The following is an 18751-nucleotide window of genomic DNA, read 5'->3' on the forward strand; positions in this document are numbered from 1 at the left end:
CTGCAATCAGGCGGCCGCTGGGCGGTCGCCGGGGATGTCGGGCAGCCGGCTGGCCAGCTCGGGGCTGACGTCCACCGCCATGTCCAGCAAACGGAACGACAGGCTTTTGCCGTGCGTGTCGAGATTCAGTGCGTCGTTGACTCCGCCGTCCAGCACGCCTTCGAGCACCAGATTCATGGCGTGCAGCGTGGGCAGCAGGTAGCGGGTCACCCGCTTCGGGCGCCGGTAGCCGAACCAGGCCGCGACCCGGGCCTCGCTGACCTGGGCGGCCAGCACCTCATAGCATTCGGGGTCCCAGGCGATCAGGCTGAGATTGGAGATATCGCCCTTGTCGCCGGAACGGCTGTGCGCCAGGCGGTACAGGGGCACGGAAACCAGCTCGGGGCTCATTGCGCGGCCTCCTCGAGAAAAGACCAGCCGCTGGGCACGGCGGCGCGGGGCAGGGTGCAGGACAGCATGTTCAGCCGCGGACGCAGCGCAGTGCGCACGCCGCCGCCGCCGGCCGGGCCGCAGGTATAGAGCGCGTTGACCTCGCGCAGCACGCTCTCGGCCAGCTTGCGGTCCAGGTGTTCGGTGGCGATGCGCAGGCGCACGTCGCGCGCATGCCCCTCGGGCAGGGCGCGGCGCATCTCGCCGGCGTCGTCGCCCAGGATGCTGATGGCGCCGATCAGGTCGGCGCGCAGCCGCAGCGCCGGATCGACGCGCTTGCGCACGATGTCCGCGGCCAGCCGCGCACGGGCCTCGGCCTGCACGCCCGCGTACGAAATCTCGGCCTCGGCCAGCCAGCCGCCGCGGTAGCAGACGTTCACCTTCAGTTCGTCGGGCCGTGCATGGCCGGTAATGCCGCGCACCGCCACGCGGTCGCCGCCCAGTTCCTCCACCGTAGCCTGGCTCAGATCGGCCACCACGTCCGGCGTCAGATAGCGCGCCGGGTCGTGGACTTCGTACAGCAGCTGTTCCTTGACCGTGCGCGCATCCACCATGCCGCCGGTGGCGTCGGCCTTGCCGATCGTGAACTCGCCGTCGGCATGGATCTCGGCTATCGGGAAACCGGCGGCGTGCACGTCGGGCACGTCCTTCAGGCCCGGCACGCAGAAATAGCCGCCCGTCACCTGCAGGCCGCATTCCAGCATATGGCCGGCCATGGTGGCGCGGCCCAGGCGCGGCCAGTCATCCAGCCGCCAGCCGAAATGGGCCAGCGCCGGTCCCAGCGTCAGCGACGGGTCGGACACGCGGCCGGCCACCACCACCTGCGCGCCCGCGGTCAGCGCCTCGGCGATCTCGGTCGCGCCCAGATAGGCATTGGCGCTGACCACGTCCAGCCCGTCCAGCGCCGCGCCCAGGCGCTGGCGCAGGGCATCGCGCTGCGCGGCGCTGGTGAGCGCGTCGCCATGCACCACCGCGATGCGCGGCGCCGGCAGGCCTTGCTCGCTGGCCAGCGCGGCGATGCGGCGCGCCGCGCCGGCCGGATTGGCCGCGCCGAAATTGCCCACGATGCTGATGCCGTGGCGCAGGCAGTCGCCCAGCACCGGCCCGACCAGTTCGTCCAGCAGCGGCTCGTAGCCGCGTTCCGGGTCGTCGTTGCGGGCCAGCTGCGCCAACGCCAGCGTGCGCTCGGCCAGGGTCTCGAAGATCAGCACGCCGCCGCCGCGGGCGGCCAGCGTGCGCACCACGGCCGCGGCGCCGTCGCTGCGGTCGCCGGAGAACCCGGACGCGCAGCCGATGAGCAGGGGAGAGCTTGAAGGCATGGAGAAAACCGCCTGGTGAAATCACTGTATGCGGCCACTATAGGCAGCGCCAGCTAATCAGTAAAATAGAAAGATCAGATCAATTCATAAAGAAAAGCCATGAATCTATCTGCCCGCCAGCTGCGCGCCTTCGTGGCCCTGGCCGAAGAAAAGCACTTCACCCGCGCGGCGCAGCGCTGCCATCTGACGCAGCCGGCCTTCAGCGCGCTGATCCGGCAGCTGGAAGACAGCGCCGGCCTGCGCCTGTTCGACCGCGACACCCGCAACGTCGAACTCACCGCCGAAGGGCGCATCCTCGACGCCACCGCGCGGCGGCTGCTGGCCGACATGGAACTGGTGATGGACGACCTGCGTGACCACGCCGCGCGGCGCCGCGGGCGCGTGGCCCTGGCGGCCTTGCCCTCGCTGGCCGCGGGCTGGCTGCCCGGGCTGCTGGCGCGCTTTCGCGAGGCCCATCCCGGCATCGTGGTGGACCTGCGCGATGCGCTGCTCGACCCGTGCCTGGACATGGTGCAGGGCGGGCAGGTGGATTTCGCCGTGGCCTCGCGCCGCCCCGACATGGCCGACCTGGACAGCGAATTCCTGCACGCCGACCGCTACTACCTGGTGTGCCGCGCCGACCATCCACTGGCGCAGGCCGGCGCCGTCCGGCTGCGCGACATCCTGCGCTATCCTTTGATCCACCTGGCGCGCGGCAGCAGCGTGCGCAAGCATCTGGACCAGGCCTTCGGCGCCGACGCGCCGGCGCCGGTCTTCGAGGTCGAACACCTGGCCACCGCCACCGGCCTGGTGCGGGCCGGCCTGGGCATTTCGGTGGTGCCCGCCATGACGCTGTTCCATTTCGGCGGCCCGGACCTGCGCATCGTGCCGCTGGCCGGCAAGGCGCTGACCCGGCCGCTCTACCTGGTGCGGCGCAAGGGCCGCACGCTGTCGGTGGCCGCGCAGGCGCTGTACGACCTGCTGCGCGAGCACAGGGGAGATATCGATCAGGGACCGGGCATTCCGCCACTTTCGCGAATGTCTATTGCTGTTTAAACTTCGATAGTTGTAGCTTCTATCCGTCACCCAAGGATTCCGCCCATGAGCAAGCAAATCATCCATACGGACACCGCGCCCGCCGCGGTCGGCCCTTACTCGCAAGCGGTTGCCGCAAGCGGCACCAAGACTGTCTACCTCTCGGGCCAGATCGGCCTCGAACCCGGCACCGGCGACCTCGTCTCCGAGAACTTCGACGCCCAGGTGCGCCAGGCCTTCGCCAACATGCAGGAAGTCATCAAGGCGGCCGGCGGCACGCTCGACAACGTCGTCAAGCTCACGCTGTTCCTGACCGACCTGGGCAAGTTCACCGCCGCCAACGCCATCATGGCCGAGATCATTCCGCAGCCGTTCCCGGCGCGCTCCACCATCGGCGTGGCCAGCCTGCCCAAGGGCGCGCAGTTCGAGGTCGAAGCCATCCTGGTCCTGTAGGACCCGCCCGGGACGTTTCGCACCCAGGGGGTCTATTTCTTCATGCCGGCCGCGGCAGCAGCCTCCAAGCGATCCGGCGCCGACACCCAAGGCGCCGGCAAGGCCATGACGGATACGGAGCGCAAGCTCCGTAACCTGGGCCTGGTGCTGCCCGAGGACTTCGTGCTGCACCTGCCGCTGCGCTACGAAGACGAAACCCGCGTCGTCCCCATCTCCACGCTCAGGCCCGGCTTTCCGGCCCAGGTCGAAGGCGAGATCACCAAATCCGAGGTGCTGTACCGCCCTCGGCGCCAGCTCACCGCCACCCTGGCCGACGAGAGCGGCGAACTCCAATTGCGCTGGCTGAACTTCTATCCCAGCCAGCAGAAACAAGTCACCGTGGGTAAGCGCCTGCGCGCGCGCGGCGAAGTCCGCGGCGGCCTGTTCGGCCGCGAGATGATCCACCCGCGCATGACCAGCGCCGACGCGCCGCTGCCCACCGCGCTGACCCCCGTCTATCCCAGCACCGAAGGGCTGCCGCAACTGACGCTGCGCCGCGCCATCGCGCAGGCGCTGGACCGCGCCGACCTGTCGGACACCTTGCCCGAAGCCGCCCGCGCCCGCTACGACCTGCCGCCTTTCGAGCCCGCCATCCGCGCCTTGCACACGCCCGCCCAGGGAGAATCCGAGGCCGCGCTGCTGGACCGCGTGCATCCGGCCTGGCGGCGCATCAAGTTCGACGAACTGCTGGCCCAGCAGCTCTCGCTGGCGGCCGCGCGCGCCGCGCGCCGCGTCAAGGAAGCCGAGGCGCTGCCGGTGCGCAACGAGCCCGGCGGCCTGGTCGCGCGCCTGTACGAAGCGCTGCCGTTCAAGCTCACCGGCGCGCAGCAGCGCGTGGTCCAGGAAATCTCGGCCGACCTGGCCAAGCCTTACCCCATGCACCGCCTGCTGCAGGGCGACGTGGGCAGCGGCAAGACCGTGGTGGCGGCCATCGCCGCCGCCCAGGCCATCGCCGGCGGGGCCCAGGTTGCGCTGATGGCGCCCACCGAAATCCTGGCCGAACAGCACTTCCGCAAGCTGGTGTCCTGGCTGCAGCCGCTGGGCGTCAACGTCGCCTGGCTCAGCGGCAGCCTCACCGCCAAGGCGCGCCGCGAAGCCGCGGCCGCCGCCGCCGACGGCAGCGTGCAACTGGTGGTCGGCACGCAGGCCCTGATCCAGGACCATGTCGAATTCCACCGCCTGGGCCTGTCCATCGTCGACGAACAGCACCGCTTCGGCGTCGGCCAGCGCCTGGCGCTCACCCGCAAGGGCGAAACCGTGCGCGGGCGCATCGTGCCGCATCAACTCAACATGAGCGCCACGCCCATACCCCGCACGCTGGCCATGACGTTCTTCGCCGACCTGGACGTGTCCGTCATCGACGAACTGCCGCCGGGGCGCACGCCGGTCCTGACCAAGCTGGTCTCGGACGCGCGCCGCGAAGAAGTCATCGCCCATATCGCCCAGGCCGCGCGCGGCGGCCAGCAGGCCTACTGGGTCTGCCCGCTGGTCGAGGAAAGCGAGGCGCTGGAGCTGCAAACCGCCGTCGACACCTACGAAGGCATGCGCGCCGACCTGCCGGACCTGCGCATCGGGCTGGTGCACGGCCGCCTGCCGCAAGCCGAAAAAGCCGCTGTCATGCAGGCGTTCCGCGACGGCGACATCGACCTGCTGGTGGCCACCACCGTCATCGAAGTCGGCGTCGACGTGCCCAACGCCTCCCTCATGGTCATCGAGCACGCCGAGCGCTTCGGCCTGGCCCAGCTGCACCAGCTGCGCGGCCGGGTAGGGCGCGGCACCGCCGAATCGGTCTGCGTGCTGCTCTACCAGACCCCGCTGTCGCAGGTCGCGCGCGAACGCCTGCGCGCCATGTTCGAAACCTCCGACGGCTTCGAAATCGCGCGGCGCGACCTGGAACAGCGCGGCCCGGGCGAATTCCTGGGCACGCGCCAGTCCGGCATGGCGCTGTTGCGCTTCGCCGACCTGGAAACCGACGCCGCCATCGCCGAGGATGCGCGCGACGCCGCCGTATGGCTGCGCGCCGAACACCCCGAGGCCGTCGAGGCCCATCTGGCGCGCTGGATGCGCGGGCGCGAGGATTTCCTGCGCACATGAACCATTACCTACCGACCGCCGGCGCTGCCGCCGGCGCACAACCCGCGGGGGCGTAGTCCACCATGACTCTCACCGAACTCAAATACATCGTCGCCGTCGCGCGCGAGCGCCACTTCGGCCGCGCGGCCGAGGCCTGTTTCGTCAGCCAGCCCACGCTCTCGGTCGCGATCCGCAAGCTCGAAGACGAACTGGGCGTCACGCTCTTCGAACGCGGCGGCGCCGAAGTCGGCGTCACGCCCATCGGCCAGCGCATCGTCGCCCAGGCGCAGAAAGTGCTGGAAGAGAGCGCCAGCATCAAGGAAATCGCACGCCAGGGCCACGACCCGCTGGCCGGCCCGCTGCGGGTCGGCGTCATCCACACCATCGGCCCGTACCTGCTGCCCAGGCTGGTGCCGGTGCAGATCGCGCGCACCCCGCAGATGCCGCTGCTGCTGCAGGAGAACTTCACCGTGCGGCTGGTCGAACTGCTGCGCCAGGGTGAAATCGACTGTGCCATCATGGCCTTGCCGCTACCCGAAGCCGGCCTCGTCATGCAGCCCCTGTACGACGAACCCTTTGTCGTGGCCGTGCCCAACGACCACGAACTGGCGCGGCGCAAGGCCATCGACGCGCAGGACCTCAAGCAGCAGACCATGCTGCTGCTGGGCAGCGGCCACTGCTTCCGCGACCAGGTGCTGGAAGTCTGCCCCGAACTCTCGCGCTTCTCCGCCGCCAGCGACGGAATCCAGCGCACCTTCGAAGGCTCCTCCCTCGAAACCATCCGCCACATGGTGGCCGCCGGCATCGGCGTCACCGTCCTGCCCGTGACCGCCGTGCCCGAGCAGCCGCCGGCCAACAGCCTCTTGCGCTACCTGCCGTTCGAAGGCCAGGTGCCCGAGCGCCGCATCGTGCTGGCCTGGCGCCGCAGCTTCCCCAGGCTGGCCGCCATCGAGGCGCTGGCGCAGGCCGTCTACGCCTGCGAACTGCCCGGCGTCCGGATGCTGACCGACGAAGTCGCGGCGATGCAGGACTGATCGCTTGCGCATCGTCAACACCTGCCGCGCCTGACGGCGCCGGCGCTCAACTTTGCCGCAAATCATCATCCCCGCAGTGGTATTCTTGTTTTGCAATTTCACCAACAGGAGTTAGCAATGGCCAAGTCCCCCAAGAAGACCTCCAGCGTTCCGCGCATCAACATCGGTATCTCGGACAAGGACCGCGCCGCCGTCGCAGGCGAACTGTCCAAACTGCTGGCCGACTCGTACACGCTGTACCTGATGACGCACAACTTCCACTGGAACGTCACGGGACCCATGTTCAACACGCTGCACCTGATGTTCATGACCCAGTACACCGAAGAGTGGAACGCGCTCGACAGCATCGCCGAACGCATCCGCGCACTGGGCCACTACGCGCCCGGCACCTACCGCGAATTCAGCAAGCTCTCGTCCATCTCCGAGCCGGACGCCGTGCCCGAGGCCCTGGAAATGGTGCGCCTGCTGGTCACCGCCAACGAATCCGTCGCCAAGACCGCGCGCGCCGCCTTCGAGAAGGCCGACGCCGCCAACGACCAGCCCACGGCCGACCTGCTGACCCAGCGCCTGGACGTGCATGAAAAGAACGCATGGATGCTGCGCAGCCTGCTTCAATAAAATTTAGTGCGATTCGCTTACAATGGCCGGCCGTCCTTACCGACGGCCGGATCTTTGTGAACCCCGACAATGGCCGCCGAGAGGCGGCCATGTCTATGCGACGTGCCAAAGAAAACGCCCCAGACGCCACGTTCTGCCACCTTCCCATCCGCCGCGCACTGGCTGCGCTGGCTCTGCGCGCCGGTGTGGGTGCTGGCGCTGGCGACCGAAGCCAAATCCTTCAAAGACAATCCCATCCTCGGCAGCCGCAGGCTGAACCGCGCCGGCCTGCACATCGCCCGCGTGCGGCTGGCGCAGCGGCTGGCCGACAGTCGCCGTAAACGCCTGGCCCACCTGCTGGACGAACAGGACCGCAACGACTTCGACCGCGACGGCTTCATCCTCAAGCCCGATTTCCTGCCCGCGGCCACGCTGGCCGCCGTCGAACGGGAACTGGCCAGCGCCGCCGGCCAGGTGCGCGAAATGGAGCAGGGCGACGCCATCACCCGCCGCATGTCGCTGGACGCCGGCGCGCTCAAACACATGCCGGCCACGCGCCAGCTGCTGCAAGGCGAACAATGGCTGGGGCTGCTCAGCTATGCCGGGTCGTTCCGCTGCCATCCCATGAACTACCTGCAGACCATCCTGGCGCACGCGCGCCCGGCGCCTGCGGACCCGCAGCTGCAGCTGCATTCCGACACCTTCCATCCCACCGTGAAAGCCTGGCTGTTCCTGAACGACGTGGGCGCGGAAGAGGGGCCTTTCGTCTACGTGCCCGGCTCGCACCGCATCAACCGCCGCAGGCTCGCCTGGCTGCGCCGCCAGTCCATCGACGCCTGCACGCTCGACCGCATGAGCGCACGCGGCTCGCTGCGCGTCTCGCGCACCGCGCTGCGCCGCATGGGCTACCCCGAGCCGCGGGCCTTCGCCGTCAAGAAAAACACCCTGGTGGTCGCCGACACCTCCGGCTTCCACGCCCGCGGCGCAAGCCGCCATCCGTCCACCCGCATCGAAATCTGGGGCTACGGCCGCCGCAACCCCTTCCTGCCCTGGACCGGCTGGGACCTCCAGGGCCTGCCCGGCCTGAAGGGCAGGACCGTGCCGCTCTACTGGCGCGCCCGCGACCTGGGCGAAGCCCTGGGCCTGCGCCGCAACCCGTGGCGCCGCGTCGCGCCTACCGATACTGGCCATGAATAGCGTCCACCCCCGTGCCGAAACCCGCGAACCCGGTTTCCCCCGCTGCGTCCTGATCACCGGCGCCACCGGCGGCATAGGCGGCGCCCTGGCGCTCGAATACGCCGCCGCCGGCGCCAAGACCCTGATCCTGCAGGGGCGCAACGCCGACCGCCTGCAGGAACTGCGCGCCGCCTGCCAGGCGCTGGGCGCGCGCGTCCTGACCCACGAACTCGACGTGCGCGACCATGACGCGCTGATGGCCTGGCTGGCCGACGTGTGCGAAGCCGAAATGCCCGAACTCGTCATCGCCAACGCCGGCGTCAACATCAACACCGGCCCGCAGCAGCAAGGCGAACAATGGCGCGACGTGCACCGCCTGCTCGACGTCAACGTCAAAGCCGTATTCGCCACCGTGCACGGCGCGCTGCCCGCCATGCGCAGGCGCGGCCACGGCCAGATCGCCCTCATCAGCTCGCTGGCGGCCTGGCGCGGCCTGCCCGAAACCCCCAGCTACAGCGCCAGCAAAGCCGCCGTCAAAGCCTACGGCGAAGCCATGCGCGACGCCCTGGACGCCGAGGGCATCCGCTTCAACGTCGTCATGCCCGGGTACGTCGAATCCCAGATGTGCTTCGACATGCCGGGCCCCAAGCCTTTCCTCTGGAAAGCCGACAAAGCCGCCCGCGTCATCCGCCGCGGCCTGCAGGCCAACCGCGCCCGCATCAGCTTTCCCTTCCCGCTGAACCTGGGATGCTTCCTGCTCTCCGTCATCCACCCCGCGGTATCCGGCTGGATACTGAAAAGGCTGGGCTACGGTGATTGAAGCCTTCTGGATCCCGCTGCTGCCGCCTTACCTGATAGGACTGGCGCTCACCTGGGCCATCGAAACTCTGCTCGTGCCGCGCCCCGTCGCCCCGTGGCGCCGGCCCGCGGCCGCGCTGGGCGCGCACCTCGGCGTCTGGACCCTGGCCTTCGCGCTCGAACTCGCCCTGTTCCGGCGCCCGTACTTCGCCGTCGCCAACGTCCTGGCCATCCAGCTCCTCATCGTCCTGGTCAACAACGCCAAATACCACGCGCTGCGCGAACCCTTCGTCTACCCCGACTTCGAATACTTCACCGACGCCATCAAGCATCCCCGCCTGTATTTGCCGTTCTTCGGCCTGGCGCGGGCGTTGGCCGCCGGAGGAGGGTACGGCGCCGCCCTGTGGGCCGGACTGGCGCTGGAAGACTCCGTCACCGCGGGCGCCGGCCTGTGGCTGGTATCGTTCGTTGAACTGCCCCAGGAACACCTGTTCGATCCCACCGCGCCGCTCATCCCGTTCTTCGCTCACACCGCCGCGCTGGCCATCGCCGGCCTGGCCCTGGCCATGCTTGCCGGCAGGCGCAACTCCGTCAGCTTCGACGCCTGCAACGACCTGCGGCGCCTGGGCCTGATCGCGGCCCTCTGGGCCTACGGCCGCGCCGAACGCCAGCCCAACGCAGACCTGCGCAGCCGCGCCCCGTTCGCCAACGCCAAACCCCCGGACGCCCTGCCGGACCCGCTGCCCGACCTCGTCGTCATCCAGAGCGAGTCCTTCTTCGACGCCCGCCGCGCCTATCCCCAGATCCTGCGCGAAGACATCCTGGCCAACTTCGACCAGCTCAAATCCGAAGCCATCGCCCACGGCCAATTGAAAGTCCCGGCCTGGGGCGCCAACACCGTACGCACCGAATTCGCCTTCCTGTCGGGCATGGGGCCGGACGAACTGGGCATCCACCAATACAACCCCTACCGCAGACTGGCCGGCCAGGGCTTTCCGACGATCGCGTCATACCTCAAGTCGCTGGGCTACCGCACCGTCTGCGTCCATCCGTACCACCGCAGCTTCTACCGGAGGGACAAGGTCCTGCCGCTGCTGGGATTCGACGAATTCATCGGCATCGAAGCCTTCCAGCACGCCAGACGGGACGGCCCCTACGTGGGGGACAGGGCGCTGGGCGATTACATCGCTCACATGCTGCAACAAGAATCAGACCAACCCTTGTATCTGCACGTGATCACCATGGAGAACCATGGACCGCTGCATTGGGAGAGCGTGGATGAGGCGGATGTGGCGGACGTGTTCAAGGGACCGATGCCGGACGGTTGCCGGGACCTGGTGGCCTATGCGCGGCATCTGCGCAATGCGGATGCGATGTTTGGGAGGGTGAGGGAGGTGCTGATGGGGCGGGGCAGGCCGGCTTCGTTGTGCATCTTTGGGGATCATGTGCCGATCATGCCGGGGGTGTATCGAACGCTTGGCGTGTTCGGGGTGGCTACAGGCTACGTCGTCTGGCAAATCGGCGGGGGCAAGCGGGGGGAAGAGGTGTCGGGACATATCGCCGACATCGCGTTAGCTTACTTGCGCAGGGCGGCTTTGGTGATGGGCTGAAGGAGACGGCCTTTACAGCTATCAAGCAAAGAAAAGTTACAACCAAATATGTTTAGACTCATTTATTTAATTCCGCTGGGCGTACCCGTAACGGCTGAGTTGAAAGATATCGGTACAATGCCCGCGCAACGAACAAGTTACAGTATGCAGGATACATTTAGAATAACAAAGAAGCAATTGGCGTAATTCGTAGAATTTCTGAAAACTGACTAGATGATTAATTTCGAAAAAATAAAATCAAAACGCCTATTTTTGTGGCTTGTCGGGCTTCCGATGATTGTGGCTGTTCTTTACTACAGTTTCTTTGCCCTGGACCGCTATGTCAGCACCGCCCAAGTTGCTGTGCGGCAAGTTGGCAACAACGAAGCGCCTCAGATTCCCGGGTTGGCAGTGATGCTCAGCGGATTGAATCCGACTTCCCGGGAAGAAACTCTATACCTTCGCGAATTTTTGACTTCGCAAGATATGTTGAATGTACTTCAAAAGAAGTTGCAGTGGTCTTCTCACTACGCCGGCAGGTGGCGCGATCCGTTATTCTTTTTGGCTGAAGATGCTGCCCAAGAGGATGTTCTGGAATATTACCGCCGCATAGTGAATGCCTATTTCGATGAGCAAACGGGCCTATTAACCGTAAGCGTCGAAGCGTTTGATTCAAGTTTTGCCGAGGATGTTCTCAAGGTAATGCTGGGAGAAAGCGAACGCTTTGTGAATGAGTTATCGCACCGCATGGCTCGGGAGCAAATGGCGTTTGCACAGGGCGAACTAGCCAAGGCCCGTGCAGTGTATGAGCAACGGCGCGAAGATATGTTGGCATTTCAAAGTACCAACAATTTACTTGATGCCGAAGCTGCTGCGAAAGCAAGGGCGGGAATCATTGCGGAGCTAGAGGCAAGCCTGACTAAAGAAAGAACCGCTCTGAAGGGACTATCTGCCACATTAAATGCCGATACTCCCCAAGTGCGTCAGCAGAGGAACCGGATCCGTGCCCTGGAACAGCAATTGGCATCTGAAATTCAGCGATTGGTTTCTCAAAAGGACGGCGACAAGCTTAACGTGGTAGCCTCGCGCTACCGTAATCTCAGTATTGACGCGGCTATTGCAGAAGAAGCATACAAATTCGCCGTGAGTTCAGTTGAATCAGCGCGTATAGAGGCCAGCAAGAAACTTCGGAGCCTCGTCACGGTTGTCTCTCCCAATAAGCCGGACCGAGCCAACCATCCGGAAAGAATATACAACCTCGTTACCTTATTCTTCGCCTTACTGCTTTTTTATGGGATAGCTCGTTTCGTTATTGCAACGATCGAGGATCATCGCGACTAAAATTTCCGTGATATTGAGCATGAACAGAATAATTTGGCAGTCACGTTTGCGTGCTGCGGCGATATGCTTGCCGCTCCTACTCAGCGGTTGCGGTAGCTTACTTTCTTCGGCAGGCCCGTCGCGGTACGCAGTAATGAATAGTGAAAAATCTCAAGACTACGTATTGGTAGATTTGAGTGCGGAAACGATTCGTCCATACATGAGATTGCCGGAGGCTGAGCCAAGCGGAACTGTGGCCTTGCCGACAGTGCCCGACATCAAGCTAGTCCCGGGTGACGTTTTAAAAATTATGATCGCCGATTCGGCGACTGAGGGAGCCGTCTTTGCGCCGCTGGCCACCGGTGGGACTGTATTCGAAAATGTTCGGATTGACAGCAAGGGGACTATCTCGCTGCCTTACGTCGGTCGAGAACATGTGGCTGGAAAAACTCCAGACGATGTGCAGTCGTTGATTCGGAAAAGGCTTAAAGGCATCACGAGTGACGCGCAGGTTCAGGTAACCCTTACTGGGGATTTGTCTGGCTCAGTGTTGGTTGCTGGGGCTGTAAAAGCACCGGGTCGATTTTCCGCCCTGCAAGGACCATTGACCCTGCTGGACGCAATAAATCAAGCGGGGGGGCCGGTCTTAGAGCCACATCTTATTAGAGTAATCGTCCGCACGGGTAAGAAGTCATATCAGTTCAACTACGAAGATCTGCTTGCAGGAAATAATCAAGTTTTGTCGCCGGGAGCTGAGGTTGTCCTTGAACGGGCACGTAAACGATTCGTTGCGATGGGGGCAGTCGGCGAGCCGGGATTGCATGACTTGCCGTCCAACAATCCGAGCTTGCTGGAGGTGTTAGGCAGTGTGAAGGGCCTTAATGAAGTGAAAGCGGATGCTGCTGGAGTATTCGTTTTTCGACTAGCCAAGCAGAACGGCGAGGATAAACCTGTAGCGCAGGTCTTTAGGTTGAATCTAAAAGAACCTGCATCCATGTTTCTGGCCAGACAATTTCTTGTCCAGGCGGAAGACGCGGTTTATGTGACAAACGCTGCCGTATACGAGTGGCAAAAAATTATTTCGCCAATCGTGCAGGTACTCGTCCTCGGACGAACGATTGAGAATTTCTAAAAATGCAAGGTCAGGCAGCAGCAAATCTAAAGCGTCGTAGCCCGATAAGAATCGTGCGGGCAGTGATTTTTGCACTGGTTCTACGCGAAATGCGGGGACGGTTTGGTTCGCATCGATTTGGTGCGTTCTGGCTACTATTCGAGCCTTTGGCTCATATGGTGGCTTTGATGCTAATTTATGCGCTGGTGCGTGGCCGGGCGAGTAATGGGCTAGACCTCTTGTTGTTTCTAGTGGCAGGAATAATTCCATTCATATTGTTCAAGAATATATCGTTGAAGGGAATGGAGGCGGTAAATGCAAATAAGGGACTGTTTGCTTATCGCCAGATAAAGCCTGTCGATACGATCATCGCCCGAGTCGTAGTAGAGTGTGCATTAATGGCATGTATATATGCACTAGTTCTATTCGGCTTGGGCATGTGGGTAGGAACTGACGTGTCCATACATCGTCCCATTGAGTGGGCATTGGTTATCGGCGTTGGCGTTTTGTTCTCATTTGGGTTGGGGCTGATATTTTGCATTGTTGGCGAAGCGTTGCCTGAAGCAAAAACATTTATTCGGCTTTCGTACATGCCGCTATATTTTCTGTCTGGCATCGTGGTCCCCCTTTGGCTGATTCCAGAGCGCTTTCACAAGTTCATGATGTGGAATCCGTACCTGCATTTGATCGATTCATTGCGAGCCAATGTGTTCTCTAATTATCCAAAGACTCTGGGCATAAGTATGTGGTATGCATGCTCGGTTTCTCTAGGGACACTATTTATTGGTCTTGCTTTGTACCGGCTGCGTCGGTTGAATTTGGTGGCCGTATGATAAATGTCGATAACGTCACAAAATCATATTTGACGAACAAGGGCAGAAAGTTCGTTTTCCGGAATCTCTGCCTTTCGTTGCCTTCAAAGAAAAATATTGCCCTAATTGGGAGAAACGGGGCAGGCAAGTCCACTCTCATGCGTCTGCTTGGCGGCCAAGATGTCCCTGATAGTGGAAGAATAGTTACCGACAGCTCGATCTCCTGGCCAGTCGGCTTGGCTGGTGGATTCCAAGGATCGTTAACCGGCCGACAAAACGTGAAATTTGTTGCTAGAGTGCAGGGCACATATGGTGATGGGCTTCGCAAAGTAGTTCAGTTTGTCGAGGAATTTGCCGAGATCGGTGAGTACTTTGACTTGCCTGTGAACACGTATTCATCAGGCATGAGGGGGCGTGTCGCTTTCGGGCTCAGCTTGGCCTTCAACTTTGACTACTATCTCGTTGATGAGGCCATTTCAGTTGGTGATGCTCATTTTCGGGAAAAAGCACAACAGCTGTTTACCGAAAGGACCGGAACTTCGAATCTCATACTGGTTACCCATGGCATGGGGCAGGTTCGGAAAATGTGTGACTATGTTGTGTTGCTTAAGGCGGGCGGGATAGTCGAGCAATATGAAGATGTGGAGAAGGGAATCGCGGCCTACCAGAATCTTTAGTGCATTTGCCTCTTTAAAAAATTTGTCGTACTACCTGCCAATTAAAAAGAAATGAACAATTCCGGAAATATATATGGTGTCGCCCACTCTGGTAGGTCTGTCTCTTTTCAATTTACAGATCCTGCTGACTATATAGCAAAGAAAATTATTGATTCTAAAGTTTTTTATGAATCCGACGTTTTAGATGAAATCGCGGCTCTTGGAGTAGGCGAGGGCTTATTTGTTGATGTTGGTGCGAACATTGGAAACCACTCGCTATTCTTCTCGGTTGTCCTGAATAGGCGAGTTGTGGCATTTGAGCCAGTCGAGAATGCATTTGCTCAGCTTGTGCAGAACGTACATCTGAACCGAGTAGAAGATTCAGTGTCATGTCATCGTGTCGCCCTTGGCGCGGAACAAGGGCGTGGTTGTATGAAGATTGTTGCAGGCAATCTCGGAGCTTCTAGCTTTACCGCTGATCAAGACGGCAATGTAGCACTGGCCACCCTGGATTCGATGCTCTATGAAAAGAATCAATCTATTGCGCTGATAAAGATTGATGTTGAGGGCTTGGAACTGGATGTTCTCCGAGGCGCAGTGAAGACTCTCAAACGCGATGCCCCGGTTCTTGTAGTCGAAGGCCAGACCAGCGTGGCCTTTGGAAAAATTAGCGACTTTCTGGGCGAATTGCAGTATGTGCCCGTATCCATGCGGGGAATTACGCCGACGTACTTTTTTGTTCACCAATCCAAACTCGACGAGTTTCAGGAACGATCACTATTCTATATTAGGAATGACGTCGATCATAATAGAAGGATACTGCAAAGCTATTTGGCCAGAATTGAGTCGAACCTGCGCGGTGTTCTTACGAAGGTGGAGTTGGACAAGCTGGCTTCCACCTTTGAAGCCCGGCATAAAGACCTGATTCAAGCCGTTTCAGGATCCTCAGCGCCCGTATTCAGACATCTGGATATCCTATCCGGAGAACTGAAGGCGGCTGTGGCCGGGATCGTCGTAGAACAAGGGCATCGGAATCAGCTGCTGTCGGAGGTTATTGAGCATCGGTTTCGAATTTTATCGAGCGAACTGGCGACATATAACGAAGCACGGACGAAGTCGTTCGATGTGGAACTGCGACGGGCTGAGGAATCCAATAATAGACTCGCCAAAGAGTTGCGTGACGAAGCTGTCGCTCATAAATCTAGCTTCAATGAAATCGTCGCAGACCTTTCGAAAAAGTTGGAATCGACCTCCGTTGTGCAGGCGCGAGGGATTGATCGGCAGGAGCAGGTTTTTCAACTTTTGGCGAAGTCCATAAGTGAAGAAGGCAGCAAGCTCGCTGACAGCATACAAGAGGTCGTTCGCACACTAGGCACCGAACTTATCAAGCAAGAGAAAAGCTCCGCTCGGCAATATGAAATATTGGAGCGCAGCGAGCTGTCGTTGCATGCGATTGCGGACAAATTTGTTGTCGAATTGACATCGCTTGCAGATGTCGTAACTCGGCTCGTCGAATCCCTGTCCACGAATATCGTTAACCAGGCCTCCGAAAGCGACGCACGTCAGCAGGCATCTCTGGAAAAACACTCGCAGTCTTTCAAAATAACCGTCGAGAATCTCGGGAAGAAACTCCGTGATTTAGATGAGAAAATTTCGGCTTTGGGTGGAGTGTTGTCCGACCAGGTTGTGGGTGTATTGAGAGACGATTCGTCCAGGAATCAGGAGCTTATCAAGCGCAGTATGGGGGCAGTTCATCTCTTGAGCAATTCCGTCGAAAGCAAGATGGAACATGTTCAGCGAGAGATATCGCGACTTGGAAGCATTTTGGCAGCCCGTATAGAACGAGAGGCAAAGCAGGATCTTCCAACGCTTTCCGAGAAGATTGAGCAGCTCGAAACTCAACTTCTGAACGGCGTGTCCGACAGAATGGAGGCGTTCTCAAGAGCTTCGGACGCCATTCGTATTGAAAATAATCAGATCTTGGCGGCGAAGGAACAAGAACTCGAGCGCGCATTTCTGGAAGAGCGGCGTCTGCAAGAGGAGGTCAACCGTTTGCTTATTGCCGTGCAGACGGAGCGCGTTCGCGCGCGTTACGTTGCACGGCGGTTGAACGTGCTGTATACGTCGGGAGTGCGGGCGGCAGTAGGAAAGGTCAGGAAATTGATCTCGCCGTTGACTTTTGGTCTTGTCAAGCCATATGAAACGTGGGCGTCTTTCGAGAAGCGGCTGGAAACTAGAGTAGTTCGGGAAGTACAGGACTTCAAGAAGCTACATGCCAACGCTCTTCAGAGAGCTTCATTGAGAATTAAGTCGGATCCGCCTCTCTCTTCGAGGGCGCTGCCGAATACCCTGCCTCCTACGGTGCCACAAACCGCCGCGTCGGATGCAGACTCTCATCGGGATCGTGTGAGAATAGGAATTGCGTCGATAGAAATCAGGCGAACGGCTCTATCTCGTGTAATTGATTGTCTGTACGATCAGGCTGACGAAATTCTCGTTTATCTTAATGACTATTCGGAGATCCCGAAATTTCTGCAACGCGATAAGATTCGTGTCGTTTACCAGCAGGGTGACGTGGGCGATCGGGGAAAGTTCTATGACGTAGATAATTTCTCGGGATACTTCTTTACTTGTGACGACGATATCGAATATCCACCTTATTATGTACAACACTGCATTGATGCAATTGAAAAGTATGGGCGAAAGGCCGTAGTAGGTTGGCATGGTTCGGTACTTAAAACTCCGTTCGTCGACTACTATAGTCCTGATTCGCGCCGTGTTTTCTCGTTTAGGTCGGGGCGGCCAGAAGATATTGCGGTGCATATTTTGGGAACAGGATGCTCGTCTTTTCACACGGACACGCTGAAAGTTCGCTATGGGGATTTTCTAACTGCGAATATGGCAGATGTGTACTTTGCTCTGCTTGGTCAAAAGCAACGAGTGCCATTTGTCGTAATCAAGCATGACGCGGCGGAAGCGCTTCCGCTCGATATTCCCGATGACAAGCCGATCCATAGGGAGTCGATGCAGAAAACCGGTTCTCGCGCCGACACCAGAGAAATCCAAAATAGATGCGTCAAAGAATGGTTGGACTGGCGCGCAGATAAGCCTGAGCCAGTGTATTCTCGCGCTTCGCATACAATCGCATACGTCGGCCGTGTTGACGCCGATCGATGGAAGAAGGGAGGGATCCTCAAGTCGGGAGGACTTATCACGCAGGCGTTGCGCGCACTAGGCCACCGGGTAATCGATGTAGAGATATCTCAGCCATTTAAAACCATATCTGATCAAGCCAAGCCAGCAGATATCGTTTGGATTTATCCGGGAGATCCTGAACGCCCAGATTTTGAGCCGGTTGAAGCGCTTATTGAACAATCCGCAAAGGCGGGAAAACAGGTTTACGTCAATCTCTCCTACAACTTGATGGAGTCGCGTACGCATTGGATACGCATGAAGCTCAAGGCATGGGCAAAGTCCTACGGAAATAGAGTGAAAGCATGCCTTTTCACGTACGCGGCATTGAATGAGGCGGCGTTCGCCGATGTCCGGAGTAATCTGATTTGTATTCCGAAGTCTATCGACTTTAGTCCGGACATTCGAGCTCGCTTCCGAAGTACTGAGGGGATATTTCTTGGCGATCTTCAAAAGTTATTGAACCACAAGCTGGTAAATGGTGCGATTGAAGATTGGATATCGGCGCTTCGCCACGCTCTTCCTGGTGTTAAGCTGTATGCGGTGCGGCAGTATGGCGGCAAGATCGATAGGGAGCTCGGCCTGACGGTGCTGCCGTATACGCATGGCAGGTCGTGGGAGGAATGGCTCGCAGCGAAGCGAATTGTCTGCTGCTTGACTCCGCATGCAACGTACGAAATGATTCCAGTCGAGGCGGGAGGATTGGGCGTGCCTTCGGTATATCGTCCAATGCCCCAATCTCATTCTGAAAGCCTCTCAACTGCGGGTATTCAGGTGCATACGCCCGAGGAGTTTGCAGCGGCATGCGCGGCGATATATCAAGATTCCACGCTTTGGAATATGTATAGTAGTGCAGCGATCGCGCGGGCAAGAAGCGCACATATTGGCCAGGTCGCTGCATCACTGCATATGCAGCTCACATTGGGAAGGGCGTAGTAGGCGACTAAGATTTGCCCTGATTAATCCGAGACGCGAGGGTCGGGGCGTTTGTTCTGATTCTTGCGCGCGGTGCGATATCGTAGGGGCAGGCCCACGGGGATGAATGTGAATCTGGCCGCAGAGTTGTGCCGCAATGATGGTAGCTGTCTGGTTCGATGTGCCGTACGGCGCTATCCGGGGAAAGGCTTAATTGCCGTTAT

General features: G+C 60.3%; 15 protein-coding genes. 13 read left to right on the top strand and 2 right to left on the bottom strand.

Annotated elements, in window-relative coordinates; translation table 11 throughout:
- Positions 1–6 precede the first annotated feature (6 nt).
- Both AC1M14_RS12865 and AC1M14_RS12870 read right to left on the bottom strand, forming a co-directional pair.
- Positions 7–390, bottom strand: a complete 384-nt coding sequence (locus tag AC1M14_RS12865) for an AtuA-related protein (RefSeq protein WP_111825063.1) — start codon at positions 388–390, stop codon at positions 7–9.
- Positions 387–1748: an acyclic terpene utilization AtuA family protein gene (locus AC1M14_RS12870; RefSeq protein WP_479731724.1), complete on the bottom strand. Its 1362-nt coding sequence runs from the start codon at positions 1746–1748 to the stop codon at positions 387–389. The genes AC1M14_RS12865 and AC1M14_RS12870 overlap by 4 nt, the downstream gene beginning before the upstream one ends.
- 99 nt (positions 1749–1847) lie before the next feature.
- On the opposite strand from AC1M14_RS12870, the gene AC1M14_RS12875 reads away from it, so the two are divergent.
- The 13 genes from AC1M14_RS12875 to AC1M14_RS12935 all read left to right on the top strand — a co-directional run bounded on the left by AC1M14_RS12875 (position 1848) and on the right by AC1M14_RS12935 (position 18548).
- Complete coding sequence (locus tag AC1M14_RS12875) at positions 1848–2783, top strand: LysR family transcriptional regulator (protein ID WP_479731725.1); 936 nt, start codon at positions 1848–1850, stop codon at positions 2781–2783.
- A gap of 45 nt (positions 2784–2828) precedes the next feature.
- A complete protein-coding gene (locus AC1M14_RS12880; protein ID WP_102771300.1) occupies positions 2829–3215 on the top strand; it encodes a Rid family detoxifying hydrolase in 387 nt (128 codons plus the stop codon).
- 42 nt (positions 3216–3257) lie between these two features.
- Entirely contained in the window at positions 3258–5348 is a 2091-nt protein-coding gene (recG, locus tag AC1M14_RS12885; RefSeq protein ID WP_479731726.1) for an ATP-dependent DNA helicase RecG, read from the top strand.
- Positions 5349–5410: 62 nt separating this feature from the next.
- Positions 5411–6361: a LysR substrate-binding domain-containing protein gene (locus AC1M14_RS12890; protein ID WP_102771298.1), complete on the top strand. Its 951-nt coding sequence runs from the start codon at positions 5411–5413 to the stop codon at positions 6359–6361.
- Between the two features lie 117 nt (positions 6362–6478).
- On the top strand, positions 6479–6979 hold the full coding sequence (locus tag AC1M14_RS12895) for a Dps family protein (protein WP_102771297.1): 501 nt from the start codon (positions 6479–6481) through the stop codon (positions 6977–6979).
- A 102-nt stretch (positions 6980–7081) separates the two neighbouring features.
- On the top strand, positions 7082–8155 hold the full coding sequence (locus AC1M14_RS12900) for a phytanoyl-CoA dioxygenase family protein (RefSeq protein ID WP_479731727.1): 1074 nt from the start codon (positions 7082–7084) through the stop codon (positions 8153–8155).
- On the top strand, positions 8148–8954 hold the full coding sequence (locus AC1M14_RS12905; protein ID WP_479731728.1) for an SDR family NAD(P)-dependent oxidoreductase: 807 nt from the start codon (positions 8148–8150) through the stop codon (positions 8952–8954). The genes AC1M14_RS12900 and AC1M14_RS12905 overlap by 8 nt, the downstream gene beginning before the upstream one ends.
- Positions 8947–10542: an LTA synthase family protein gene (locus AC1M14_RS12910; protein ID WP_479731729.1), complete on the top strand. Its 1596-nt coding sequence runs from the start codon at positions 8947–8949 to the stop codon at positions 10540–10542. The genes AC1M14_RS12905 and AC1M14_RS12910 overlap by 8 nt, the downstream gene beginning before the upstream one ends.
- Positions 10543–10755: 213 nt before the next feature.
- Entirely contained in the window at positions 10756–11862 is a 1107-nt protein-coding gene (locus tag AC1M14_RS12915; protein WP_479731730.1) for a KpsE/RkpR family capsule polysaccharide export protein, read from the top strand.
- 133 nt (positions 11863–11995) lie between these two features.
- The gene (locus tag AC1M14_RS12920; protein WP_479731731.1) at positions 11996–12973 is read left to right on the top strand and encodes a polysaccharide biosynthesis/export family protein; all 978 of its coding nucleotides are present in this window, start codon (positions 11996–11998) and stop codon (positions 12971–12973) included.
- A gap of 2 nt (positions 12974–12975) precedes the next feature.
- Positions 12976–13785 carry an ABC transporter permease gene (locus tag AC1M14_RS12925; RefSeq protein ID WP_479731732.1) on the top strand — a complete coding sequence of 270 codons (810 nt, stop codon included), beginning with the start codon at positions 12976–12978 and terminating at the stop codon, positions 13783–13785.
- The gene (locus AC1M14_RS12930) at positions 13782–14441 is read left to right on the top strand and encodes an ABC transporter ATP-binding protein (RefSeq protein ID WP_479731733.1); all 660 of its coding nucleotides are present in this window, start codon (positions 13782–13784) and stop codon (positions 14439–14441) included. The genes AC1M14_RS12925 and AC1M14_RS12930 overlap by 4 nt, the downstream gene beginning before the upstream one ends.
- Before the next feature lie 51 nt (positions 14442–14492).
- The gene (locus AC1M14_RS12935; protein WP_479731734.1) at positions 14493–18548 is read left to right on the top strand and encodes an FkbM family methyltransferase; all 4056 of its coding nucleotides are present in this window, start codon (positions 14493–14495) and stop codon (positions 18546–18548) included.
- Positions 18549–18751: the final 203 nt, after the last annotated feature.

It is taken from the genome of Achromobacter sp. SX5 (genome assembly GCF_056711425.1).